This is a genomic window from Nonomuraea sp. NPDC005983 (assembly GCF_040614375.1).
Taxonomy (GTDB): domain Bacteria; phylum Actinomycetota; class Actinomycetes; order Streptosporangiales; family Streptosporangiaceae; genus Nonomuraea.
This window is the reverse complement of sequence record NZ_JBEXUP010000058.1, coordinates 17,152-39,863: the sequence shown is the minus strand read 5'-3', so window position 1 is coordinate 39,863 and position 22,712 is coordinate 17,152. Positions and strand designations below refer to the sequence as shown.

The window sequence follows — 22,712 nt, the reverse complement described above, 5'->3', positions numbered from 1 at the left end:
CCCCCGGCGATGCTGGAAGACGTCGCAAGAAACGTCGTGACCAGCGAAGACAGAGGAGCGAACCATGTGCCGGCACCAGCCTCAGTGCCCGTCCGCATACGCCTCCGACCACGACGCGGCCTGCCTGGTGACCTTCCACCCGGAACAGGGATGGGGCCTGCTCTGCAACGGCGTGGTGATCTTCGAGGACACCGGTGGGCTTCTGCCCGATGGGCGCACTGTTCCCGCCCATCGCACCCATCTCGGACGTGCAGCATGAACCCGTACCCTGGTTCCATCGCCATGGACTACCTCGCACCCCGCCAGGGCGACTGGCGGGACTCCGCCGCACCAGGGCACGGCCGATGCCTCCTGGACCTGGTCAAGGCCGGCGTCCAGCATCTGAAGGACCTCGCCACCGGCATCACCCGGAAGCCGGACGTGCAGGCCGCCTCCTGGTCGCTTCCGGCCAGGATGTCGTCGGTGCCCCGGGCCCGGCACCTCGCCAGGGCCAGGCTGTCGTCCTGGGGGCTCGACGAGTCGGGCGACGTCGTCGAACTGCTGGTCAGCGAGCTGGTCACCAACGCGTTGTGCCACGCGCACGAACCGTACCGGCTCACCCTGTTCGCCTCCGACGGCCTGCTGCGCTGCGAGGTCGAGGACTCCGACCCCACGCTGCCCCACCTGTGCCACGCCACCAACGACGACGAGCACGGCCGTGGGCTGGCCATGCTCGACCTGCTGGCCTGCTGCTGGGGTTGCGACCGCAGGCGCGACGGGAAGACCGTCTGGTTCGAGCTCCCCACCGACAGCGACCACCAGCACACCCACTGCTGAGCCGGCAGGAGCCATCGACGATGCGCCAGATCCGGATCCGCAAACGCCGGCACGCGACCACAGGCGGCGACCTGGACCTGCGAAGCCCGTCAGGCCGGCCGCTGCCGTTCTGAGCTCCCCCACGTCCCCCGGGGGGCGCCGGAGCCGTCGCGGCCACCACACGCGACGGCCGACGGCGCCCCCCTCGGCCCCCCACGGCCGGCTCGCGGACAGAACCCGGACGTACAGGGCGCGCACCCGTGGGTAGTGAACCCCCTGGGGCCGGTCCACGGACAGGCGGAACCTAGGTTGGGGGGATCTCAGATGTCTGAACACGTCACCGTAGGCACGGACGGCTCGCGCCCGGCGACGATCGCGGTCAAATGGGCCGCCGAGGACGCCACCCGCCGGGGAGCCGCGCTGCGCATCGTCCACGTGTTCGAGCCGTGGGGCCACGACCTCCCCTACCAGCCCGTCCCCGAGGCTCCTGAGGGGATCGCGCGCTACAGCGAGGGCATCCTGGACGCCGCCGCCGAGGTCGCCCGCGCCCAGGCGCCCGCGACCGAGGTGACGACGGTCCTGCTGTCGGGACGGATCATCGGCATCCTCATCAAGGAGTCCGACGACGCGCTCCAGATCGTCGTCGGCAGCCGGGGCGTGGGCGGGTTCGCCGGCATGCTGATGGGCTCGGTGAGCATCGGGCTCGCCGGGCACGTGGCCTGCCCCGTCGTGGTGGTCCGCGGGGGCCAGGACACCGTTCAGGGGCAGATCGTCGTCGGCTTCGACGGCGCCGCGCACTCCGAAGGCGCCCTCGAGTACGCCTTCGCGGAGGCCGAGCGGCGAACAGCGCGGCTGCAGGTGGTGTACGCCTGGCAGGCCGCCATCCTGTCGCCGTACGCCAGCGGGTACTGCGCGTACTTCGACGACCTCTTCGCGACCGGGAAGCGCGCGGTCGAGGAGCGGCTGCGGGCCTGGAACGATCGCTACCCCCACGTGCCGACGATCATCACGGCGGTCTGTGATCACCCGGTCGCGGCGATCTGCGACGCCTCGACGCAGGCGGACCTGGTGGTGGTCGGCTCGCGCGACCTGGGAGGGCTCGGTGCCACCGCGCTCGGGTCCGTCAGCCGCGGCGTGCTGCACCACGCGCACTGCCCGGTCGCCGTGGTGCCGAAACCGCAACGGCAGTGACGCAGAGCCCCATCAACCGGGCCCATCAGCCGAAACCCGTCGGCAAGGCCCGTCAGTCGGGCTCCATAAGGGGCTGCCGGAAGCGCCACGGGACGGTGAACGCGCGGGCGCTGATCGCCTTCAGCGCCCGGTCGAGCGCCTGCTCGGCCGACGCGCTGGTGTCGATCTCGGTGGCCTCCGGCCAGGGCGCCATCACCTCCGCCATCGTCGTGGCGATCGCCTTGTCCGCGTCCGAGGCCCCGCCGGTGCGGCCGGCGATGCGGGCGGCGGCCACCTGCGGCAGCGTGGTGCAGCGCAGCGCCAGCAGGTCGCTGCAGGTCCGCTCGGCGACCCGCTCGGCGTCCGCCCGGTGCGCGGCGTGGATCCAGGACGCGTCGAGGATGACGGGCTCCCCGTACTGGAGCAGCCTCCCGGCTCTCGACAGCAGCTCGGCGTAGGTGCGCTCGGTCCACTCCTCGGTGTAGATCCCCTCACCGTACGGGGCGGGCGCCGGTTGGAGGGCGGCGGTGCCGGCGAGCTCCTTGCGCACGTGGTCGCTGCTCAGCAGCGTGTACCCGAACCGGTCGGCGAGGGCGGCGGCCAGGGTGGACTTCCCGGTTCCCGGCGTGCCGCCGACGAGGATCAGCGTGACCGCACCGGCCTGCAGGTGCCGCAGCGCCAGGTCGGCGAGGTCGCGGGCCTGCGCCGCCGCGTGGGAGTCGCCCTGCCCGTGCCGGACGCAGGCGACCTTGGCCCGGACGAACGCCCGGTAGGCGACGTAGTGATGCCACAGCGAGGGCGGGGACGGGTCGCCGGAGAACTCGGCGTACCAGTGCAGGAACAGCTCGGACAGCCTCGGGGCGCCCAGCCGTTCCAGGTCCATCGCCAGGAAGGCGGCGTCGTCGAGGCCGTCGAGGAAGCGGAGCCGCTCGTCGAACTCCAGGCAGTCGAGGATGCGCGGGCCGTCGTCCAGGCAGAAGATGTCGTCGGCGAGCAGGTCCCCGTGGCCGTCGACGATGCGGCCCTCCTCGACGCGGGCCTCGAAGAGGGCCTGGCGGCCGTCGAGGAAGCGCCATGTCAGCCGTTCGATCTCGGCCTCCGTCCGGGCGTCGATCGGCGCTGCCAGCAGGGCTCGGACGTGCTCGAAGCTCGCGCTCCACCGCGACCGCAGCGCCTCCCGCCCGCCCTGCCGGTCGATCAGCGGGCCGCGCCGGGCGCGGGCGTGCAGGCTCGCGACCAGCCGGGCGATCCGGCGCAGGTGCTCCTCCACCGCCTCGCCGGCCCGGACCATCGTGGCGAGCCGGCGCTCCTCGGGCATGCGCCGCATCACGACGAGGTGCTCGCACGGCCTGCCGTCGGGGCCGAGCACGTCGGCCACGCCCTCGTACACGTCGGGCGCCAGCCGCCGGTTCAGCTTCACCTCCTCGTGGCAGGCGGCCTCGCGGGCCTCACGGGCGGCGAAGTCCAGGAAGCCGAGGCTCACCGGCTTCTTGAGCTTGACGACGTGATCGCCGAGGAACACCACGACGGCGGCGTGTGTCTCCTTGATCTGCGTCCAGGGCGTCATCGGCGCCGCCTCCGTTCCCCGCGCTCGACGGCCGCCGGGTGTCGCCCCCGTCCGCGCCGGTCAGCGGCCCAGGCACTCGGCGATGTCCTGGGTGGTCGCGTCGTGCAACCGGTCGGCCAGGTCGGCCAGTGCCCTGGCGACCGCGAGCTCGTCACCGATGTCGGGTACGGGCCGGTCGATCGGGTTGCGGCGGGCCCGGCCGATGCCGGCCATGTGGTCGTCGATTCCCCCGGTGGACAGGACCGCGCGGGCCGAGGTGACGTCGCGGTCTTCGGTGATGTCGATCTGTATGCTCCATCGCTTGGTCTCCATCACGGAGCCTCCCCTCGAATGGGTGCGGCGCGTCCGGCCCTCCCGCCGGACGCGCGAGCCACGCCCCCCGTGATGCCGCGCCTCCCGGCGCGTCACCGCCATTCGGGTGTGGCGTGATGGTGCTCGACGTGGGCGTCGGGCCCCGGGAACACCAGCGTCTCGTGCCCCTCGTCGTGCCAGCGCACGACGTAGGGCGGCGAGCCGTCCGCGTTGCGCAACTCGACGATGACGCCGACCCGGCGTGGCTCGCCCAGATGCACGCGCTCAACGATGATCGTGTCTCCGACTTCTGCCTTCATGGATCCCCCTGAGCTGCCCGGCGGCCCGGCGAACGGCGGGCCCGTGATGGTCACCACGGGCCCCTGCCACCGTCGCGGGCGGGCGGCGGGCGCTTCGCGTTATGTCGGTTCTGGTGGTACCCGTTCTGGCGGTACTCAATGTGATCGGTCGATCACCCCGTCATCTCCATTGTCCAATCTGGTCCGAGTCCTGTCACCCTGGGTCCGCGGTCGGTCGCACGGCGGTGACCTTGTACTCGGGGCACGCGGACACGGTGGAGGATCAGCGGATGGTCGTCGTCTGCTTCCTCGCCGGGCCTCAGGTACGGCCGGGCGGCGAGATGGCCGGCCCGTCGGACGTCACATCCGGGGCAGGAGATCCCGGCGAAGCCGGTTCACGCCTCGCTGTCCTGCCTGCGGCGGACCACGGCGAGCGGGCACGGGGACTGGTGCAGCATGGCCTGGCTGACCGAGCCGATGACCAGGCCGGCGAAGGTGCCGTGCCCGTGCGAGCCGACCACGAGCAGGTCGGCCCCGGTGGCGGCCTGCCTCAGCACCTCGACCGGGTGCCCGTGCACGACCTCCTCCACCACCGTGACGTCCGGGTGGCGCTCGCGGTGGCCTGCCAGCGTCTCCTTCAGCACAAGCAGCTCGTTGCGCTCACTGTCGGGATCCGCCGGCTCGAACCCGCCCAGCTGCGGCCAGGCCCAGGCGTGCGCGGCGCGCAGGTCGGCGCCGCGCAGCTCCGCCTCGGCGAAGGCGAAGTCCAGCACCCGGCGGGACGCCGGAGACCCGTCGACGCCGACCACCACCTCACCCCGGGGCAACGAGGGCAGCTCCCGCACCAGGACGACGTCGCAGGCCGCGTGCCCCGCCACCCCGTACGCCACCGACCCGACGAGCAGCCCGCGCACGCAGCCCAGGCCGTGGCTGCCTATGACGAGCAGTTCGGCGTCCTCGGCGGCGCTGATCAGCGCGGTGCGGGGATCGCCGGGCAGGAACGCGGTCGTCACCTCGATCTTCGGCTGCTCGCGGTGTGCCCGCTCCTCGGCCGCGGCCAGCACCGTCCGGCCGCCGTCGCGGATCCACCGGCCCACCTCGGCGTAGTGGCCGCCCTCGCTCTCGCTCTGGCAGGCCCAGCGCGGCATGGCGTGCACGATGGTCAGCGGGACCTCGCGCAGCACCGCCTCCCTGGCGGCCCAGCCCACGGCTTCCAGCCCGGCTCGCGAGCCGTCGACACCAACGGTGATCATGTTTCCTCCCCGGTCTCTCCTTCATCACAGCTCCGGGCGCGAGCGGCGGCCTAGCGACGAAGGTCCCGCACTGCAAGGACCTCCGCCTCTGGTGTGCCGCGCGGGCCCGGCCGGGTCGTCCGGCCGCCGGGAGCGCGGGCAGATCGGCGGGAATCAGAGGACCTTCGCCTCTAATGCCCGGCGGCGTCCGCCGCTGATCCTGGACGGTATGCAACTCGATTCGTCAGGACTTCAGGTGCTCTCCCGGCAGGAGTGCCTTGGCCTGCTGTCCGCCACCCCCATAGGGCGGATCGTCTTCACCGACCACGCGCTGCCCGCGGTGCAGCCGGTCACCTTCTGCCTCGACGGGGAGACGATCGTGATCCGTACTGCGACGGGCTCCAAGCTGGCGGCCGCCACCCGGCACGCCGTGGTGGCCTTCGAAGCCGACAGCTTCGACCTCGACACGCGCACCGGCTGGTCGGTCACCGCCGTCGGACGCGCCAGGGCCGTGCACGAACCCCACGAGATCGCCCGGCTGAACTCGCTGCCGTTGACTCCATGGGCGCCCGGCGCGCGCGCCCACTACATCACGGTCGAGACCGAGCAGGTCACCGGCCGCAGGATCACAAGGGAACCTTCCAGCTCAGCAGAGTGCCACCCCCTCCCGGAGTCGTGAGCTCGAACGAGCCGCCCAGCCCCACCGCGCGTTCCTCCAGGTTGCGCAGCCCGCTGCGGCGGCCCTCGGCCGGCATCCCGACGCCGTTGTCGCGCACGGTCAGCGTGAGCTGGTCGCCCGCCACCTCCACCGACACGTCGGCCCTGGACGCCCTGGCGTGGCGGACCACGTTCGACAGCGCCTCGCGCAGCACCGCCAGCACGTGCTCGGCGACCGGCTCGGGCACCCGGTGGTCGACCTGGCCCTCCATCCGCAGCCCCGGCATGAACCCCAGATGGCCGCGGGCGGCCTCGACCAGCTCCACGATCCGCGCGCGCAGGGTGGGACCGCCGGCCTCGTGCGCGCTCTGCAAGGCGAAGATGGTCGAGCGGATCTGCCGGATGGTCTCGTCCAGCTCGTCGATGGCGTGCTGCAGCCTGCCCGCCCCCTCCGGGCGGTCCACCAGCCGTACCGTGCTCATCAGCGTCATGGCGATGGCGAACAGCCGCTGGATGACCACGTCGTGCAGGTCCTTGGCGATGCGGTCTCGATCTTCCAGCAGGCTCAGCCGCTCGGCGTCGCGGCGGGCCTCGGCCAGCTCCAGCGCGATCGCGGCCTGGCCGGCGAACGCCTCCAGCATCCGCAGGTCGGCCGCGCTGAACGGCAGCCGCCCCGACCGCTTGGCCAGCGCGACCACCCCGCGCACGGCCTTCCCCACGCCCAGGGGCATCAGCAGCTCGGGGCCGAAGCCCAGGTCGCGCAGCGGCGAGTTGACGTCGTCGAGCAGGCCGCCCGAGGCCTGGGTCCGCCCCTCGGTGAACACCTGGCCGGCCGGGGTGGCCTCCAGGTCGAAGGTGATGTCCGCCACCTGCTCGGCGTGCTCGCCGTCGACGTACTGCACGGCCAGGGACCGCCCGGACTCGTCCGGTAGCAGGATCTTGACCAGGTCGGCGTCGCTCATCTGCCGGGCGCGGGTCGCCAGCATGGTCAGCACCTCGCGGGGGTCGGCCCCCGACAGCAGGCTGGTGGTCACCTCGGACGACGCCTGCAGCCAGGTCTCGCGCCGCCGGGTCTCCTCGTACAGGCGGGCGTTCTCCACGGCGACGCCCGCGGCCGCGGCCAGCGCGATGACGATCGCCTCGTCCTCCTCGTCGAACTCGCCGCCGCCGCGCTTCTCCGTCAGGTACAGGTTGCCGAACACCTCGTCACGCACGCGTACCGGCACTCCGAGGAAGGTGCGCATCGGCGGATGCCCGGGCGGGAAGCCGTACGACTCCGGATGGTCGCAGATGCGGCCCAGCCGCAGCGGCCGGGCGTCCTTGATCAGCAGGCCCAGCAGGCCCAGCCCGTGCGGCCAGTGCTCGATCCCGGCGATCTCCTCCTCGGTCAGCCCGACCGGGATGAACTGGATCAGCGTCTGCTCATGCCCGACGACGCCGAGGGCGCCGTAGCTGGCGTCGACCAGCTTGGTCGCCGTCTCCACGATGCGGCGCAGCACGGTCTCGAGGTCGAGGTCGCTGCCGACCAGGACCACGGCCTCCAGCAGGGCGTGCACGCGGTCGCGGGTGGCCAGGACGGCGTTCAGCCTGACCTGCAGCTCCGCCAGCAACTCGTCAAGCCGCATCTGCGGCATCAACGCACGCTGCATGCCTTGCGTCATACGAGTCAGTCTCCCACCGGAGCAGTGCTACGGACACACGAGGCAGGGGAGGGAATTCTTTACTTATGTAAGTGTTTGCCGGGATTGTGGTGATTTTGGGGGAATTCGCAGGAGATGCGCCGTTCACTCAAGCATGTCTCCCAGCGGCCTGCGCACGGCTTCCTTGTCGTCCAGGGCGACGCCCAACCGCATGATCATCTGCGGGTAGCGGCCCGAGCACAGCTCCTGGCGCAGGAACTCCCGCAGGTGGAACATCTCCAGCGCCTGAGTGTGGAAGGCCGCGCTGACACCGTGCGCGGCGGCGCGCAACAGCACGCTCTGCAACGCCTGCCCGGCCGCGATCCACTCCGCCCGCTCGTCACCGCCCGTGGTCAGCAACGCCACCAGCCCCGTGGTGGTCGGCCCGCCCTGCGCCGGGCCGCCCCAGTCGTGCCGCCAGGCGTAGTCACGCTGCGGGAACTCGGGATCGCCCGCCGCCTCCTTACGCGGGTAGGCGCCCGCCGGCACGCCGTCCGCACGCGTGCTGCCCGGTGGGCGCGCCCACCGGATCACGTCCAGCGAGAAGCGCCGGTCCTGGGACTGCACCACCTGCGCCGCCTGGGTCAGCGCCGCCAGCACCCGCACCGCCTCCGACGAGGCGATCACGGTCAGCTCGGCCCCCTCCTCGGCGGCGTGCCTGGCCAGCGACGCGATCAGGGCCGCGGGAACGGGCAGGTTCGCGAAACCCGCCCGGTGGGTGCGCCTGCGCTCGAACTCCCTGGCCAGCACCCGCGCCTGGTCGTCGACCGCCGGAGCGGGCGCGAGCCTGACCGTGGCCAGCAGCGACGGCCGGTCCGGGTCCGGCAGGACGCGCACCACCGGCTCGTACCCCTCGCTGCGCAGTGCCGTCCGGATGTTGAACAGCGCCGCCCCGCAGCTGATCAGCAACTCCCTGCCCGCGCTGTCGCTCACCCGTAGCTTCCTGTCGGGATCGGCGCGCAGGCTGATCTCCTCGCCGGACACCGCGAACGACCAGGGCTGGCTGTTGTGGACGGACGGCGCCCAGCGGGCGGCCTCCAGCGACGCCTTGATCGCATGCTCCGCGTCCTGCGTCCCACCGGTGGTCATGGCTTCCCTCCTGCTGATGAGGCCAGCGCATCACGGCGGAGGGGCGCGGGCGAGAGTCGAAGGTCCCGACCTGACAGGGCGTCGGCCCTCATCCGGCGAACGTTCGGCACTACACCGGTCCATACCCGCCGAGCTGTGAGGTGAGCACCGGGCGTCGTCGGCGCGCGCCTCGCCGAGCCGGAGAAGGCCGGACGTCCCGACGACGCGGGCCCAACGGCCAGAGGCCGCCCGGCGGCCCGCGGACGGCGTCGGCGGGAGAAGGCCGGACCGGCGCCGGACCGGGGCGTGCTGAGAGACTTACGGCATGGTCCAGCACCTGACCCGATACCGGCGGGCCTGGCTGCGCGGTGACGTGCTCGCCGGCCTCACCGTGGCGGCCTACCTGGTTCCGCAGGTCATGGCGTACGCCACGGTGGCGGGGCTGCCGCCGGTGACGGGCCTGTGGGCGGTGCTGATGCCGCTGGCGCTGTACCCCGTGCTCGGCTCCTCGCGCCAGCTGTCCGTCGGGCCCGAGTCGACGACCGCGCTGATGACCGCGGTCGTGGTCGGGCCGCTCGCGGCGGGCGCCCCGCACAGGTACGCGGCGCTCGCGGCCGGGCTCGCCGTCGTCGTGGGCCTGCTCTGCCTGCTCTGCCGGCTGCTCAGGCTGGGCTTCGTCGCCGACCTGCTGTCGAGGCCCATCCTGGTGGGCTACCTGGCGGGGGTGGCCGTGATCATGATCGTCGGTCAGCTCGGCAAGATCACCGGGGTACCGGTGTCCGGTGAGGGGGTCGGCGCCGAGCTGGCCTCCTTCGTCCGCGGGCTGTCCGGCGTCCACCTGTGGACGGTGCTGCTCTCGGCCGCGGTGCTGGCACTGCTGTTCCTCGCCCAGTGGCGGCTGCCGCGGTTCCCCGCCCCGCTGCTCGCCGTCCTCCTGGCCACCGCCTGCGTGACGCTGTTCGGGCTGGAGAGGTACGGGATCAAGGTGGTCGGCCCCGTCCCCAGCGGCCTGCCCGCGCCCGCCCTGCCCGCGCTCGCCGACCTGCGGAACCTGCTGCTGCCCGCCCTCGGCGTGCTCCTGGTCGGCTACACCGACAACATGCTCACCGCCCGCGCGTTCGCCGCCAAGCACAGCCAGACCATCGACGCCAACCAGGAACTGCTCGCTCTCGGCGCGGCCAACGTGGGCGCGGGCCTGTTCCAGGGGTTCCCGGTGAGCAGCAGCGGCAGCCGCGCCGCGCTCGCCGACGCGGCCGGCGCCCGCACCCAGCTGTACTCCCTGGTCTGCCTGGCCGGGGTGGTGGCGGTGCTGCTGTTCGCCGGCCCGCTGCTGGCCGACTTCCCCACCGCCGCGCTCGGGGCCCTGGTCGTCTTCGCCGCCATCCAGCTGATCGACGTGACCGCGTTCCGCCGGCTGGCGTCCTTCCGGCGCAGCGAGCTGCTGCTCGCGCTGGCCGCGCTCGCCGGGGTGCTGGCCTTCGACATCCTGTACGGGGTGCTGCTCGCGGTCGGCCTGTCCGTCGTGGAGATGCTGGCCCGGGTCGCCAGGCCGCACGACGCGATCCTGGGCATCGTGCCGGGTCTGGCCGGAATGCACGACGTCGACGACTACCCGCAGGCGCGCACCGTTCCCGGGCTGGTCGTCTACCGCTACGACTCCCCGCTGTTCTTCGCCAACGCGCAGAACTTCCTGCGCCGCGCCCTGGCGGCCGTCGACCAGCAGAAAGAGCCGGTGTCGTGGTTCGTCCTCAACGCCGAGGCCAACGTGGAAGTGGACATCACCGCGCTGGACGCCGTCGAGTCGCTCCGCGCCGAGCTGGCCCGCCGCGGCATCGTGTTCGCCATGGCCAGGGTCAAGCAGGACCTGCGCACCTCGCTCGACGCGTTCGGCCTGACCGAGGCCATCGGCGAGGACCTCCTCTTCCCCACGCTGCCGACCGCCGTGGCCGCCTACGAGCGGTCGAAGGCGTCGTCGTGACCGCCTACAGCAGCGGCGGGACGATGAGGATGTCCTCCTTGTCGTAGGTCAGGTCGGAGACGACGTCCACGACGCCCTCCACCGCGCGGATCCGCTCCACCAGGGCGATGACCTGCGACTTGCGCTCGACCTTGCCGCCGATGGTGACGATGCCGCCTTCGATCTTGATCGAGAACGCCGCGGGCTCGCCGACCAGATCGGCGATCTCCGCCTCGATCTCGGCGATCGGGCGGGTGAAGACGCGCAGCACGTCCTGCTGGTGCAGGGTGCCGATCACGTGCCCGGTGACCGGGTCGACCACGGGCAGCTGCTTGATGTGCTTGTCGCGCATCATCCTGGCCGCGTCGCGCACGGCCATCTCCGGGGTCACCGTGATCGCCGGGGAGGTCATCAGCTGCGCCGCCGTCACGCCCGCCGCCTTCTCGTGCTCCTCGCGCTGCTTGCGCGACTCGTAGATCGAGACGCTGTGCCGGGCGGTGTCCACCTCCTTGAGCAGCAGGTCGTCCTCCGACACCACGCCCACGGGGCGCCGCTCGGCGTCGATCACGGTGACGGCGCCGACGGCGTAGCGCTTCATCGCGTCCACGATCTCCGTGAACGACGCCTCCTGCAGCACCGCGATGGCGACGCGCCCCATGATGTCCTTGACCTCGATCGTCATCGATGTCACCTCGCTTCCAGCTATCACGCTCTCCTGTGCGCGGCAGGCCCGGCAGCGGCGAACGTCCCAGGTCAGGGAGTCTTAGGTCCCGCCGCTGTGCCCGCCACCGTGCCCGGCACGAACGGCGGCCATCGCCGCACCTCACCAGAGATGTCGTGTCACAGAAGGAAACATCCGGACACCTACTCTCAGGGGCTCCTCGCCGACGTGCGCCCCTAACTGGCCGCGGAGCACGCGGAGCCGCGCGACGGCTGTCAGTCTCCGTCGTGATAGACCATGGGCCCGGCCGCGTCGACTGCCGCCCTGGAGGCGTCTTTGACCCACGACTTCGCGCTGGAGGCAGAGGCGCGATTCGTGTAGATGGCCATGGTAGTGATCAGATATCGGTGCGTGGCCCAGGTCCACCCGTACGTCTCTGCGCTGGTCCAGGTGCCCGAGTCACAGAGGCCGGATCCTGGGCCCTTTCTGGGACACACGATGCCCCAGTCCTCCGAATGGGCGTTGTCGAGCCTTGAGGACGCGGTCTCGGCCCTGTCCGCATTCTCCAGCGGAACGACCCACACGGACACCATGATCCGCCTGCCTGCCGGCGCGTTCGGGTTGACATAGGCACCCGTGACCATCTTGCTGCAGCGCGCTTTTCGGAGGACGGTGCGGACATTGCTGTCGTGGTACGAACCCGGGCACTTGTCCACCCCACTCCCCTTCAGGTTGTAGCGCACACCCTTCGCGGACGTGAACGACTCCGGGAGCAGGGCCCCCACGGTGACCGGGGTCGAGTCGGTGTCCTTGTCGTCGAGGTCGGCGGGGTCGAACGGCTCCGAGGACGGCTCCTCCGACGGCGCCGGGTCAGGGGAGTAGGTGGAGGAGGGCTGGGCGACGGCGTACGGCGTGCTGGAGGACGAGACGTCCGAGCTCCCCTCGTCCGAGCCCTTGACCGAGGAGTTCACGGCCACCGCGGCGAGCACCAGACCGATCAGTCCCGCGCCGACACCGAGGCCGATCTTCTTCGACCGGGTGGGGCTGTGAACCGGTGGTAACGAGGGGACGGCGGAAGGCGCCGGGGGGCGAGGGCTGGGAGGAGGGGGCGGTACGACGGTGGGCGTGGTGGAGGCTGACAGGGCGGCCTGCCTCAACTGCGCGCCCCACTGCGCGGGAACGGGCCGCTGGAATGGGGGCTGGTGGAGCCCTGCCGCCGCGAGGTCGGCCAGTGCGGGGCTGACGGCGGCCAGTCGGCCGAGATCTGTGGAGGCCTGGTCGCGGGCGAAGACGCGGATGGCCAGCAGCGCGAACTTGTAGGCGTCGCTCTGCGGTGTGCCCTTCTGCTCGTCGGCGGGGATCTGCCAGTCAGGCGTTTCCACCTGAGGCAGGGCCTCCGCTCCGCCCAGCCGCATCGCGTCGCAGTCGATGAGGAAGCACTCCGGAGAGGCCTCCGTGGCGAACAGCAGGTTCTTGGGCGACAGGTCGCCCACGACGATGTCCATCGAGTGCAGGCGGGCGAGCGTGTCGGCCAGGTCGGCGAGCAGCAGCAGGCGGTCGCGGTCGCTGACCCGCAGGCCGATCTGGCCGACGTACGCGTCATCGTTGAGCAGAAACTCCATCGTCGTCAGTTTCCGTACGGTGCCCGACAGGGTCCGCAGGTCGAAGGAGAACCTGTGGGGCACAGAGCGCATCAGGAAACCGGTGACGGCACCATCCGACTCAACGAGCCCGGCGGGCCAGGCAGTCTTGTCGCACAACCACGCCGCGTCCCAGCCCGGGAGCCGGCCGATCAGGTCCGTCATGGCGGTGAGGGCGGCGACGTCGAGGTGGCGCAGGACGTCGGGTTCGTACTCCTTGTAGGCGACGTCCCACTGGCCGTTGATCTTGCGGCCGAGTACTTCGTGGACCGTCCCCTGGCCACCTTGGCCGAGGCGCCGTCCGAGAGTGAGAGCGGCGCGGTCCGTCCGGCTCATCGGGCCTCGCTCCGCGGCCAGAGGGCCAGCAAGGTCCTGTCGTCGTCGAACGTCTCCCGGGAGAAGTCGAGCAGGTGGGCCAGCCACAGAGGGGACGGAGGCACGGCCAGGTGCTCGGCGAACAGCGCGCCGACCCGGCCGTCGCCGTCGCCGAGCGGATCGCCGAACCCGTCGGTCCCCACCAGCAGGACCTGGCCGGGCACCAGCTTCCCGAACCACTGCTCCAGCTTCCGCGGCACCCTGGGGAGGGCCGTGACCGAGGTGGCGACCACGTCCCCCTCGGTCTTCGAGCCGAACAGGGGATGGAACCGGGGCCGGGCCAGGTCGAGCACCCAGGCGCCTGAGTCACCGACCCGGAACAGGGAGATCTCGATGCCTTCCGCGCCGGGGCGAGCCGTACCCGCCACGAGAGTGGTGGCGACGAGCTCCTCCACCTGTGCCAGGTCCGGCTCCTGCTGCAGCATCGCCGCCGCCTGCCGGTGCAGTGTTTCGACCGTGTACCCGACGGCTGCCGGAAAATCGTGGCCTGGACGGCCCTCGTCGAGCTGCGCGTGGATGGCCCAGACCGCTGCGCGGCACGCCTCGGCCGCGCCGACCGTCGCGGCGGTGGCGCTGGACACTCCGTCGGCCACGGCGAACATCACGGTGCCCGTCCCCTCGTGGACCACGGCACAGGTGGCGTCCTGCCGGGGCTGGCGGTAGTAGCGGTGCCGTTCTCCCCGCAGGGAAGCCGATCGAAGCGTCACCTCCGCGGTGGACCACCCGTCACATTCGGAGTCGGGGCACGTGCCTCCCAGCACGCGCGGAGGTGTCGGCTCGAACTCCGGGCCGGGAATGTCGATGACGACGCGTTGCCACGCCTGGATCCCATCGGCCTGCCGCCGTATGCGCTGCACGTCCCCGACCTCCTGAGCTCGCGCCGGCGTCAGACCTCGTCGATCGCCAGCCGGAACTGGTCCGGCCGGTTCACGATGAGCTGCGGGTTGCCGTCGGCCATGGCCCGGCCGGACGCGACCAGGCTCGCTGTCAGCGCGTGGAAGAACTCCGCGATCGCTCTGCCGATGTCGGCGCTGGGCAGCGCGACGAAGGCGAACTCCTGGCGGGTTGCCACCTGCAGCATCGTGTCGGCCCGCGCCGACCCGATCCCGCAGGCGATGATGTTGGGCGCGAACGGCAGCGTGTTTCGGTCGACGAGCATCTGGTGCGGGCCGTGCCAGTGCCGGCCGTCCGTGGGCTGGCCGTCGCTCAGGAAGAACGCCACCGGGCGGTGCACCTTGTAGCCGTCGTTCTTGAGCATCTGCACGTCGTGGGGAATGCGCTGCAACAGGTCGGCGAAGGCCGCGCCGTAGTTCGTCGCCCCGCGGACCGCGAGCTGCGGCAGCCTCTCGACCATCCGCATATCGCTCAGCCCCTGCCGCAGCTGCACGTCGTCGGAGAACCCGAGGATCGCCAGCCGCACCTTCGCCGCGATCATCGGCTCCGCGCGTAACCCGTTGCACAGCGCCGCCAGCCCCCCAGACAGGTCCTGGTAATACGGGCCCATCGACGCCGACTCGTCCGCCACCACATACGCGGGCAGCAGCACCCCCCTCGTCTCGGCCATCGCGCCCCCACCGCCCCTTCGGCTCTGCCCTTAACAGGGAGACCCTAGCGTTCCCGCCTTGAAGATCAAAGACATGAAAACCAGGATTTGTCGCCTCTGGGAGCGCGCGCTGGTGTCCCGTTTCTGAGATGTTGTCCAGGCTTATCGACCTGACGCGTTGTTAGCGCAAACACCGACCACGTCACCGGCGAGGAGCCGGTCCTTCCGCCGCGAATGGATGCGCGCCTTCCTCGACCTCCTGGAGAACCCGCTACGCATCCTCGCGTGACCGGTTCCGGAATTTCTCTCGCGCCTGAGCTGTTCCCCAAGTCAACTGTTTAACTTTCAACAGCTTGGAGGGGCCATGCCCGCCATCACCGCCGACACGCTGACGCTTCCGCGCGTCGTCGTGCCCGACCCCGCCGCGGCCGTCCAGCGCCCGGTCCGCTCGGTGACCACCGCGCCCAGCGACTTCGAGGGCGAGGGGTTCCCCGTACGGCGCGCCTTCGCCGGGGTCTCCTTCGCCGACCTGGACCCGTTCATCCACATGGACCAGATGGGTGAGGTCGAGTACGCGCCCGGCGAACCCAAGGGCACGCCCTGGCATCCGCACCGCGGCTTCGAGACCGTCACCTACATCATCGACGGGATCTTCGACCACCAGGACTCCAACGGCGGCGGCGGCACGATCACCGACGGCGACACCCAGTGGATGACCGCCGGCTCCGGGCTGCTGCACATCGAGAAGCCGCCGGAGCACCTGGTGGTGTCGGGCGGGCTGTTCCACGGGATCCAGCTGTGGGTCAACCTGCCGCGGGCGCACAAGTTCCACCCGCCGCGCTACCAGGACATCCGCGGCGGCGAGGCCAGGCTGCTCTCCTCGGCCGACGGCGGCGCGCTGCTGCGCGTGATCGCCGGCGAGCTGGACGGCCACCAAGGGCCCGGGATCACGTTCACCCCGATCACCATGGTGCACGCCACCATCACCCCGGGCGCGAGGCTGGACGTGCCATGGAACCCCGGCTTCAACGCGCTGGCCTACGTGCTGGCCGGCCAGGGCTCGGCGGGCACCGGGCGCACGCCGATCCGCAAGGGGCAGCTGGCCGCCTTCGGCCCCGGCGGAGCGCTCACGCTGGCCGCGGACCCGCGCCAGCCGCAGGCCGAGCCGAACCTGGAGGTGCTCCTGCTCGGCGGGCAGCCGATCCGCGAGCCCGTCGCGCACTACGGCCCCTTCGTGATGAACACCCGCGCCGAGATCCTGCAGGCGATGGAGGACTACCAGGCCGGCCGCCTGGGCGTTGTCCCCGCCGCCCGGATGCCGCACACCGGCGGGCAGGAGCAGTCGGGCTGAACGACGGCGCCCCTGGCGCGGTGCTCCCGCGCCGCGCCGGGGCCGCCCGCTGACCGCCATCCTCTGGCGTCACGGTCGCGGCCGGCGCGAGCTCGGCCACGTCGCCCAGCACCGCGGGCCTGGCACCTGGCCCGCCGTCGCGCGATCTCACCGCCACGTGCTCACCCGTTTATCCAGTAACGCTAACAGGCAGCTCCTCCGACGGCGGCCTTCCATGATCTCCTACGGGACGTTCCCGCATTTTTCCGGCATATTTGTGTTTTCGGTGATCAAGAGTTCACCGCGCCCCAAGACGGTCTGTCCTCGTACCTCGAACACTAGGAGACCCATGCGCCTCGGACGCTTCCCCTTCGTGATCGCCGCCACCGCACTGGCGGCGCTCGCGGCCGTACCCGCCGACGCCGTCACGGCGGGCGACGGCACCCTCCGGATCAACCAGATCCAGACCATGGCCACCCACAACAGCTACCACAGAGAGCTGACCGACGCCGAGAAGGACGTTCAGCGCAAGACCGACTCCGGCTGGTGGAACCTTCAGTACTCGCACACCGCGCTGCCGAACCAGCTCGGCGCGCAGCGGGTGCGCGGCATCGAACTCGACGTCTTCCCCGACCCGCAGGGCGGCCTCTACGCCAGCCCCCTCGTCCGGCGCGACGCGGGACTTCCCCCGCTGACCGACCCCGAGCTCCGCAAGCCGGGCTTCAAGGTGCTGCACTGGGCCGACCATGACTACGGCACCAACTGCTCGGCCCTGGTCACCTGCCTGCGTCAGGTGCGCGAGTGGTCCGACGCGCACCCCGGGCACGTGCCGGTGACGATCCTGACCGAGCTGAAGAGCACCGACCCGGCCAAGGAGGCGCTCGGCGGCGCCAAGAGCCCGAAGTGGGACCAGGCGCTGCTGGACGCGCTGGACGCGGAGATCCGCTCCGTCTTCCCCGACGACCGGCTCATCAGGCCGGACGACGTCCGCAAGCCCGGCCTGACGCTGGAGCAGTCGGTGCTCAAGGACGGCTGGCCCAAGCTGTCCGAGTCGCGGGGCAAGGTGATGTTCTTCATGGACAACCAGGCGCCGGAGATCCAGCAGCCGTACCTGGCGGGCAAGCCCAGCCTGGAGGGGCGGGTGCTGTTCACCAACTCGCGCCCTGGCCGTCCCGACGCGGCGTTCGTCGGCTGGAACGAGCCGACCGGCGCCAACCTGGCGCAGATCCAGGACATGGTGCGGCGCGGCTACTACGTCCGCACCCGGTCGGACGTCCCGTTCACCGAGGCCAGGTCGGGCGACACCGGCCGGCTGCGCGCCGCGCTCGACAGCGGGGCGCAGATGATCAGCACCGACTTCCCGGTGATCGGCCTGTCCGCCAGGAACGGCAGCGACTACGTGGCCGAGCTACCCGGCGGGGCCGTCGCCCGGTGCAACCCGGTGATCGCGCCGCGCGGCTGCCACGACCAGAACCTGGAGAAGGGGGTCACCGTATCCGCTGAGCAGTAGGCGGGCAGGCGCCGGTCATCCCGCTCGCGGATGACCGGCGATCGGCCGTTGCGCGCGGTAAGAGCGCCACCTTTTGCCCGGTATTTGCCTACAATCGGCGCGAGAAGATCCACAACGAGAGGGGTGGTCGTGTGAGCGACCTTGGCCAGGTGCCTGAGGGGATCAACCCGCACATCCCGAGCGTCGCTCGCATGTACGACTACTACCTCGGAGGCAAGGACAACTTCCCGTCCGACCGCGAGGCGGCCGAGAAGATGATCGAGCTCGGCCGGCAGATGGGGAACGACGCCCGGCAGATCGCCCAGGAGAACCGCCGCTTCCTCGGCAGGGCCGTGCGCCTGCTCGCCGAGGCGGGAGTGCGCCAGTTCATCGACGTCGGCGCCGGGCTGCCGACCCAGGACAACGTCCACCAGGTGGCACAGCGGCACGCCCCGGGCGCGCGCGTGGTGTACGTGGACAACGACCCCATCGTGCTGACCCACGCGCGGGCGCTGCTCGCCAGGGACTCCGACGTCCTCGCCCTGCACGGCGACCTCAGGGACTCCGACGCCATCCTCGACGACCCGCGCGTCCGCGAGCACCTCGACCTCACCCAGCCCTTCGCCGTCCTGCTGGTGGCGGTGCTGCACTTCATCCCGGACGACGCCGAGGCCGACCGGATCGCCGCGCGCGTCCGCGACCGGCTCGGGCCCGGCGGCCACCTCGTGCTGTCCCACGTGTACGAGGGCAACGCCAGCATGGACATGGCGAAGACGGGCCAGCAGGTCTACTCCGGGACGACGTCCGGCGGGATCGCCCGTCGCGGGTACGACCAGATCTCCGGCTACTTCGCCGGCCTGGAACTGCTCGCGCCGGGCATCGTCCCCGTCGCGTCCTGGGACCCGGATGCCGAACCCGGCTCCCCGGTCGACTACGACCAGCCCGGCATCCTGGCCGGCGTGGCCCGCGTCCCCGGCTGACCTGTCTCGCAAGGGGGCGCCCGACCGCCTGCCCGGCCTCGGAGCTCAGCGGCGTTCGAGGGTGGGGCGGCTGATCGGTGTGCGCGGGGAGCGCCTCGCGAACGCCGGTGCGCGTTCCGCGAGGAAGCCGATGCCGATGAGGTAGGCAGGGATGAACCGGACGCCGGGGATCCGGTCCAGGATCGCGACCACCGCCTTCGGCGGCCCGCTGCGCCGGCCCTCGATCACCGGGCGGACGATGCCCCGGTGCATGGCCCGCTGGATCGTCTGCACCAGCACCGTCGGCAGCCGGCGACGCCGGTTCACCTTCGCCAGGTCGCCGCTCGTGACGCGTCCGCGCCGCAGTGGTCCGGCCAGCAGCCGTGCGGTGGCGACGGCGTCCTGTACCGCGAGGTTGATCCCCACGCCGCCGATCGGTGACATCGCGTGCGCCGCGTCGCCGATGCACAGCGCCCCCTCGACGTGCCAGCGCCGCAGCAGGTTCAGCCGGACGTCGAGGTGCTTCACCTCGTCCATGGACTGCAGCGTGCCGACCCGGTCGGCGAAGCGCGGCAGGGCGGCGACGATCCGCTCGCGGAACCGGTCGATCCCCTCGGCTCGCAGCCGCGCGTCGAGGCCCTTGCGCGCCAGGTAGGCGATCTGGAAGTAGTCCTCGCGCGGTATGACGGCGGCGAAGTGGCCCTTGCGCATGCTGGGCACGAGGGCCGTCGCTCCGTCGTCCGCGTGGCGGGGCAGGCGGAACCACCAGACGTCGATCGGCACCGGGAACTCCCGTGGCCGCAGACGCGCACCGGCGCGGACGACCGACCAGCGGCCGTCGCAGCCCACGACCAGTTCCGAGCGCAGCTCGCCGGTTTCACCGTCGGCCGTGCGGTACCGCACTCCTGCCACCCGTCCCGACTCCCGGATCAGGTCGGTGACCTCGGTGTCCATCCGCAGGTGGAAGTGCGCTTCCGCGCGACCGGCGTCGGCGAGCAGGTTGAGCAGGTCCCACTGCGGCACCATCGCGATGTACGGGTGCGGGGTCTTGAGCAGCCGGAAGTCTGCCAGCACGAGCGTGCTGCCGCCCTCGACCGGGAAGGCCGTCTCCTCGACGCGGCTCTGCGGCAACGCGGCGAACCTCTCCCCCAGCCCCAGTTCGTCCAGGAGCCGGAGGGTCGAGGGGTGCACGGTGTCGCCGCGGAAGTCCCGCAGGAAGTCGCCGTGCTTCTCCAGGACGGTCACCTCGACGCCGGCCCGGGCCAGCAGCAGGCCCAGCACCATTCCGGCAGGTCCGCCCCCTACGACGACGCAGGTCGTGTGCTCGGTCATGGCCCACCTTTTTCATCGCCTGTTGAATAAATTCAGCATGACGCGATGGGACCGCGAGGTCAAGCGGCATCCCGGATCGGCGCGGGCGGTGGCGGCTGCCAGGACTTTCACCAGCCCTTGGCCATGTCCACAGCCGTCGCGGGAGAGACCTGTCGTGTCATCACCGTCCAGCTCGGAGGTCCACGCCGTGAGCCACCTGATCGCCATCGCCTATCCGGACGTCGCCACCGCCAACCAGGTCCGCGACAAGCTGTTCGGCCTGCAGAAAGAGAACCTCATCCAGCTCGAGGACGTGGCCGTCGTCGAGAGCCGCCCTGACGGGAAGATCAAGCTGCACCAGACCCGCAGCACGGTCGGCGTGGGCGCGGCCGGCGGCGCGCTCTGGGGCGGGCTGATCGGCCTGCTGTTCTTCATGCCGCTGCTCGGCATGGCGCTCGGCGCCGCGGGCGGGGCGGCGGGCGGCGCGATGACCGACGTCGGCGTGGACGACAGCTTCATGCGGGAGCTGGGCACCAAGCTGGCGCCCGGCACGGCGGCGCTGTTCATGCTGGTGGTGCGGAGCACGCCGGACAAGGTGCTGCCGGAGGTCACCAAGTTCGGCGGTCACATCATGAAGACCTCGCTCAGCAACGAGGCGGAGGCCCAGCTGCGCCAGGCGCTCGAGACCGCCGCACACGCCCCGTCCTGACGCCGGCATCCGCCGTCGAGCTCGGGCTGGTCGTGGCAGCGACCACCCGCGGCAGCGGGCGGGGCGGCCGTCCACGGCCGCGGGACGTCCCGACAACTGCAGCGTGACCCGGACCCCGCTCGCCGGGTCACGCCGGACCCGTGCGCGCATCTCAGCCGCATAGTGGAGAGCGTCCCATCAGAGGCGGCCTCTCCTGGGCCGAGCGCTCGACGCGACCGCCAGGCGGCCTTCAGCGGGCGGGAGACGGCCGCCGCGGCGGTTCCGAGGAACGACGCCAACACTCTGTGACAACTTCTGGCTACTCTGCGTCGTCTAACGTTGCGTCCCAGTTCCCCCATGGAGGGCTCAACGATGCGTTCACTCCGCATGGACCGTTCCACGCTGGCAGTCGCGGCTCTCGCCGCCGCCGCCGTCCTCACGGGCGGCTGCTCGGCTTCCAGCGGCTCCACCCAACCCATCCCGGCGGCCTCCACCACGGCTCCGCCGTTCGCGACCCCGTCCGCAAGCCGGCCGGCCGAGGATCTCCGGAGCCCGGCTCCGACAACGGCCACACCGACGCCGGGGCCCGCGTCTTCTTCCCCGTCACCGACAGCGGTGAAGACGCCTCGCAAGGCAGCGCACAGGTCCAGGCTCCGGCCCACGCCGACGGCGACCGCGCACGGGCCCAAGCCCAGGTCCACGCCGACGGTGCCCCCGCAGGTGCTGAACCGCGCCGTACAGTCCGGCATCCACCGCGGAGCGTTCTGCTCGCCGCAGGGCGCACTCGGCCGGTCCAAGGCGGGCAGGTCGCTGCGGTGCAGCTCGCACAACGGCGACCGTGCCCGCTGGCGCACCGCTTGAACGTCACCCAGGCGCTCCGGCGCGGCACCTTGACCTCAGCCGGACGTTTGCGAACCTCAGCCGGACGTTTGCGCGGCACCTGAACACCGGCCGAGCGCTCTGACGCAGCGCCTGAACGTCAACCGGGTCAGCGCGCCTCGTTCGAGGCGCGCGACGCCACGGGCAGGCGTCAGCTCGCCGGGTCGTGGAGCTCGCGGAGCTCGAGCTTCGCGCGCTGTTCCGGCGTCAGTTCCAGGTCCACCGCGGCCAGGCTCTCGTCCAGTTGCGCCACCGAGGACGCACCGACCAGCGGGATCGCCGGAACCTCGGCCCCGATCAGCCAGGCGAGCACCACCTGGTTGACGCTCGCCCCGTCTCCTTGGCCACCTCCTGCAGCGCCGCGAGGCGGGCGGGCGCGTCCGCGTGGTAGAGGCCGGCAGCCAGCGGCTTGTCCTCGCGGACGTAGGCGCCGCCGAGCAGCGGCGAGTACGCCACCAGCGCGAGGTGCGGGTCGGCCCGCAGGTAGCTGAGCATGTCGCCGCTGAGCACGCCGAGGTTGCCGTCAGGAGAGCGCAGCGTCGGCTGGTCGGTACGCTGGCGCAGGTAGGAGTGGTGGTACTGGAGGACCTCGTAGCCGGGCAGCCCGGCCGCCGCAGCGAGGGCCCTGGCCCGTTCCACGCTCCACGCCCAGTGGTTGCTGGCCCCCAGCAGCCCGACGGAGCCTTCGACGACCAGCTCGCCGAAGGCCTCGACGATCTCCTCCAGCGGCGCTCGCAGGATCTCGACGTGCCCGTACAGCAGGTCCAGCCGTTCCACGCCGAGCCGTTCCCTGCTCCGCTCCGACTGTTCCCTGATCACCTTGGCCGACAGGCCCTCGATGTCGCGGGACAGCGTGGTCGAGGCCGCCAGCGGCCGGCCGCCGAGCTTGGTGGCGATGACGATCTCGTCCCCGATGCCGCGGCTGCGGCGCCAGCGGCCGAGCAGCGCCTCGCTCTCCCCGCCCTGGGTGCCGTTGACCCAGAAGGCGTAGTTGTTGGCGGTGTCGACGAAGGTGCCGCCGGCCTCGACGTAGCGGTCCAGGATGGCGAACGAGGTCGCCTCGTCGGTGACCGTGCCGAACAGCATGGCGCCGAGGCTCAGGACGCTCACCTGGCGGCGCGT

General features: G+C 71.6%; 21 protein-coding genes and 1 pseudogene. 10 read left to right on the top strand and 12 right to left on the bottom strand.

Annotated elements, in window-relative coordinates; genetic code table 11:
- Window positions 1-64 precede the first annotated feature (64 nt).
- From ABZ297_RS24625 to ABZ297_RS24615, 3 genes are all read left to right on the top strand, one after another.
- Window positions 65-259, top strand: a complete 195-nt coding sequence (locus tag ABZ297_RS24625; protein WP_355350420.1) for a DUF5999 family protein — start codon at window positions 65-67, stop codon at window positions 257-259.
- Window positions 256-816, top strand: coding sequence for an ATP-binding protein (locus ABZ297_RS24620; RefSeq protein WP_355350418.1), 561 nt, complete (start codon window positions 256-258; stop codon window positions 814-816). Before ABZ297_RS24625 ends, ABZ297_RS24620 begins: the two co-directional genes overlap by 4 nt.
- A gap of 303 nt (window positions 817-1,119) precedes the next feature.
- The gene (locus ABZ297_RS24615) at window positions 1,120-1,986 is read left to right on the top strand and encodes a universal stress protein (RefSeq protein ID WP_355350416.1); all 867 of its coding nucleotides are present in this window, start codon (window positions 1,120-1,122) and stop codon (window positions 1,984-1,986) included.
- A 52-nt stretch (window positions 1,987-2,038) separates the two neighbouring features.
- Here the strand turns inward: ABZ297_RS24615 and ABZ297_RS24610 are convergent, their stop codons facing one another.
- The 4 genes from ABZ297_RS24610 to ABZ297_RS24595 form a co-directional block, all read right to left on the bottom strand.
- Window positions 2,039-3,532, bottom strand: coding sequence for an AAA family ATPase (locus ABZ297_RS24610; RefSeq protein WP_355350414.1), 1,494 nt, complete (start codon window positions 3,530-3,532; stop codon window positions 2,039-2,041).
- Window positions 3,533-3,592: 60 nt separating this feature from the next.
- The gene (locus ABZ297_RS24605) at window positions 3,593-3,844 is read right to left on the bottom strand and encodes a dsRBD fold-containing protein (protein WP_350811650.1); all 252 of its coding nucleotides are present in this window, start codon (window positions 3,842-3,844) and stop codon (window positions 3,593-3,595) included.
- Between the two features lie 92 nt (window positions 3,845-3,936).
- Window positions 3,937-4,143 (bottom strand): DUF1918 domain-containing protein, encoded by a 207-nt coding sequence (locus tag ABZ297_RS24600; RefSeq protein ID WP_350811651.1) that lies wholly within the window; start codon window positions 4,141-4,143, stop codon window positions 3,937-3,939.
- Between the two features lie 374 nt (window positions 4,144-4,517).
- Window positions 4,518-5,375 carry a universal stress protein gene (locus tag ABZ297_RS24595; RefSeq protein WP_355350411.1) on the bottom strand — a complete coding sequence of 286 codons (858 nt, stop codon included), beginning with the start codon at window positions 5,373-5,375 and terminating at the stop codon, window positions 4,518-4,520.
- A 208-nt stretch (window positions 5,376-5,583) separates the two neighbouring features.
- On the opposite strand from ABZ297_RS24595, the gene ABZ297_RS24590 reads away from it, so the two are divergent.
- Window positions 5,584-6,033 (top strand): pyridoxamine 5'-phosphate oxidase family protein, encoded by a 450-nt coding sequence (locus tag ABZ297_RS24590; RefSeq protein WP_355350409.1) that lies wholly within the window; start codon window positions 5,584-5,586, stop codon window positions 6,031-6,033.
- On the opposite strand, the gene ABZ297_RS24585 is transcribed toward ABZ297_RS24590, so the two are convergent.
- A complete protein-coding gene (locus ABZ297_RS24585) occupies window positions 5,981-7,660 on the bottom strand; it encodes a GAF domain-containing protein (protein ID WP_355350407.1) in 1,680 nt (559 codons plus the stop codon). The two genes, ABZ297_RS24590 and ABZ297_RS24585, sit on opposite strands and share 53 nt — an antisense overlap.
- A 135-nt stretch (window positions 7,661-7,795) precedes the next feature.
- Window positions 7,796-8,779: a hypothetical protein gene (locus ABZ297_RS24580; RefSeq protein ID WP_355350405.1), complete on the bottom strand. Its 984-nt coding sequence runs from the start codon at window positions 8,777-8,779 to the stop codon at window positions 7,796-7,798.
- Window positions 8,780-9,083: 304 nt separating this feature from the next.
- Between ABZ297_RS24580 and sulP the strand changes: the two genes are divergently transcribed.
- Window positions 9,084-10,736, top strand: a complete 1,653-nt coding sequence (gene sulP, locus ABZ297_RS24575) for a sulfate permease (protein ID WP_355350403.1) — start codon at window positions 9,084-9,086, stop codon at window positions 10,734-10,736.
- A gap of 4 nt (window positions 10,737-10,740) precedes the next feature.
- Here sulP and ABZ297_RS24570 read toward each other — a convergent pair whose 3' ends face one another.
- From ABZ297_RS24570 to ABZ297_RS24555, 4 genes are all read right to left on the bottom strand, one after another.
- A complete protein-coding gene (locus ABZ297_RS24570; protein WP_355350401.1) occupies window positions 10,741-11,397 on the bottom strand; it encodes a CBS domain-containing protein in 657 nt (218 codons plus the stop codon).
- 254 nt (window positions 11,398-11,651) lie between these two features.
- Window positions 11,652-13,352 carry a hypothetical protein gene (locus tag ABZ297_RS24565; RefSeq protein WP_355350399.1) on the bottom strand — a complete coding sequence of 567 codons (1,701 nt, stop codon included), beginning with the start codon at window positions 13,350-13,352 and terminating at the stop codon, window positions 11,652-11,654.
- On the bottom strand, window positions 13,349-14,248 hold the full coding sequence (locus ABZ297_RS24560; RefSeq protein WP_355350397.1) for a protein phosphatase 2C domain-containing protein: 900 nt from the start codon (window positions 14,246-14,248) through the stop codon (window positions 13,349-13,351). The genes ABZ297_RS24565 and ABZ297_RS24560 overlap by 4 nt, the downstream gene beginning before the upstream one ends.
- Window positions 14,249-14,277: 29 nt before the next feature.
- Window positions 14,278-14,955 (bottom strand): VWA domain-containing protein, encoded by a 678-nt coding sequence (locus ABZ297_RS24555; RefSeq protein ID WP_355350395.1) that lies wholly within the window; start codon window positions 14,953-14,955, stop codon window positions 14,278-14,280.
- 343 nt (window positions 14,956-15,298) lie between these two features.
- On the opposite strand from ABZ297_RS24555, the gene ABZ297_RS24550 reads away from it, so the two are divergent.
- The 3 genes from ABZ297_RS24550 (at window position 15,299) to ABZ297_RS24540 (ending at window position 18,733) form a co-directional block, all read left to right on the top strand.
- Window positions 15,299-16,285 (top strand): pirin family protein, encoded by a 987-nt coding sequence (locus ABZ297_RS24550; RefSeq protein WP_355350393.1) that lies wholly within the window; start codon window positions 15,299-15,301, stop codon window positions 16,283-16,285.
- Window positions 16,286-16,613: 328 nt separating this feature from the next.
- The gene (locus tag ABZ297_RS24545) at window positions 16,614-17,774 is read left to right on the top strand and encodes a phosphatidylinositol-specific phospholipase C1-like protein (protein WP_355350391.1); all 1,161 of its coding nucleotides are present in this window, start codon (window positions 16,614-16,616) and stop codon (window positions 17,772-17,774) included.
- A 131-nt stretch (window positions 17,775-17,905) separates the two neighbouring features.
- Window positions 17,906-18,733, top strand: coding sequence for an SAM-dependent methyltransferase (locus ABZ297_RS24540; RefSeq protein WP_355350389.1), 828 nt, complete (start codon window positions 17,906-17,908; stop codon window positions 18,731-18,733).
- Window positions 18,734-18,778: 45 nt separating this feature from the next.
- Here the strand turns inward: ABZ297_RS24540 and ABZ297_RS24535 are convergent, their stop codons facing one another.
- Complete coding sequence (locus tag ABZ297_RS24535; protein WP_355350387.1) at window positions 18,779-20,044, bottom strand: FAD-dependent oxidoreductase; 1,266 nt, start codon at window positions 20,042-20,044, stop codon at window positions 18,779-18,781.
- Window positions 20,045-20,231: 187 nt separating this feature from the next.
- Between ABZ297_RS24535 and ABZ297_RS24530 the strand changes: the two genes are divergently transcribed.
- Window positions 20,232-20,732, top strand: coding sequence for a DUF1269 domain-containing protein (locus tag ABZ297_RS24530; RefSeq protein ID WP_355350385.1), 501 nt, complete (start codon window positions 20,232-20,234; stop codon window positions 20,730-20,732).
- Window positions 20,733-21,326: 594 nt separating this feature from the next.
- The gene (locus tag ABZ297_RS24525) at window positions 21,327-21,572 is read left to right on the top strand and encodes a hypothetical protein (RefSeq protein ID WP_355350383.1); all 246 of its coding nucleotides are present in this window, start codon (window positions 21,327-21,329) and stop codon (window positions 21,570-21,572) included.
- Window positions 21,573-21,741: 169 nt separating this feature from the next.
- On the opposite strand, the pseudogene ABZ297_RS24520 reads toward ABZ297_RS24525, so the two are convergent.
- Window positions 21,742-22,676, bottom strand: a pseudogene (locus tag ABZ297_RS24520) (aldo/keto reductase).
- Between the last annotated feature and the right edge of the window lie 36 nt (window positions 22,677-22,712).

What these genes read in the sequence shown, in the direction of transcription:
- ABZ297_RS24625 (WP_355350420.1), top strand. Translation starts at nt 65, where the DNA reads ATGTGCCGGCACCAGCCTCAGTGCCCGTCCGCATACGCCTCCGACCAC.
- ABZ297_RS24620 (WP_355350418.1), top strand. Translation starts at nt 256, where the DNA reads ATGAACCCGTACCCTGGTTCCATCGCCATGGACTACCTCGCACCCCGC.
- ABZ297_RS24615 (WP_355350416.1), top strand. Translation starts at nt 1,120, where the DNA reads ATGTCTGAACACGTCACCGTAGGCACGGACGGCTCGCGCCCGGCGACG.
- ABZ297_RS24610 (WP_355350414.1), bottom strand. Translation starts at nt 3,532, where the DNA reads ATGACGCCCTGGACGCAGATCAAGGAGACACACGCCGCCGTCGTGGTG.
- ABZ297_RS24605 (WP_350811650.1), bottom strand. Translation starts at nt 3,844, where the DNA reads ATGGAGACCAAGCGATGGAGCATACAGATCGACATCACCGAAGACCGC.
- ABZ297_RS24600 (WP_350811651.1), bottom strand. Translation starts at nt 4,143, where the DNA reads ATGAAGGCAGAAGTCGGAGACACGATCATCGTTGAGCGCGTGCATCTG.
- ABZ297_RS24595 (WP_355350411.1), bottom strand. Translation starts at nt 5,375, where the DNA reads ATGATCACCGTTGGTGTCGACGGCTCGCGAGCCGGGCTGGAAGCCGTG.
- ABZ297_RS24590 (WP_355350409.1), top strand. Translation starts at nt 5,584, where the DNA reads ATGCAACTCGATTCGTCAGGACTTCAGGTGCTCTCCCGGCAGGAGTGC.
- ABZ297_RS24585 (WP_355350407.1), bottom strand. Translation starts at nt 7,660, where the DNA reads ATGCAGCGTGCGTTGATGCCGCAGATGCGGCTTGACGAGTTGCTGGCG.
- ABZ297_RS24580 (WP_355350405.1), bottom strand. Translation starts at nt 8,779, where the DNA reads ATGACCACCGGTGGGACGCAGGACGCGGAGCATGCGATCAAGGCGTCG.
- sulP (WP_355350403.1), top strand. Translation starts at nt 9,084, where the DNA reads ATGGTCCAGCACCTGACCCGATACCGGCGGGCCTGGCTGCGCGGTGAC.
- ABZ297_RS24570 (WP_355350401.1), bottom strand. Translation starts at nt 11,397, where the DNA reads ATGACGATCGAGGTCAAGGACATCATGGGGCGCGTCGCCATCGCGGTG.
- ABZ297_RS24565 (WP_355350399.1), bottom strand. Translation starts at nt 13,352, where the DNA reads ATGAGCCGGACGGACCGCGCCGCTCTCACTCTCGGACGGCGCCTCGGC.
- ABZ297_RS24555 (WP_355350395.1), bottom strand. Translation starts at nt 14,955, where the DNA reads ATGGCCGAGACGAGGGGGGTGCTGCTGCCCGCGTATGTGGTGGCGGAC.
- ABZ297_RS24550 (WP_355350393.1), top strand. Translation starts at nt 15,299, where the DNA reads ATGCCCGCCATCACCGCCGACACGCTGACGCTTCCGCGCGTCGTCGTG.
- ABZ297_RS24545 (WP_355350391.1), top strand. Translation starts at nt 16,614, where the DNA reads ATGCGCCTCGGACGCTTCCCCTTCGTGATCGCCGCCACCGCACTGGCG.
- ABZ297_RS24535 (WP_355350387.1), bottom strand. Translation starts at nt 20,044, where the DNA reads ATGACCGAGCACACGACCTGCGTCGTCGTAGGGGGCGGACCTGCCGGA.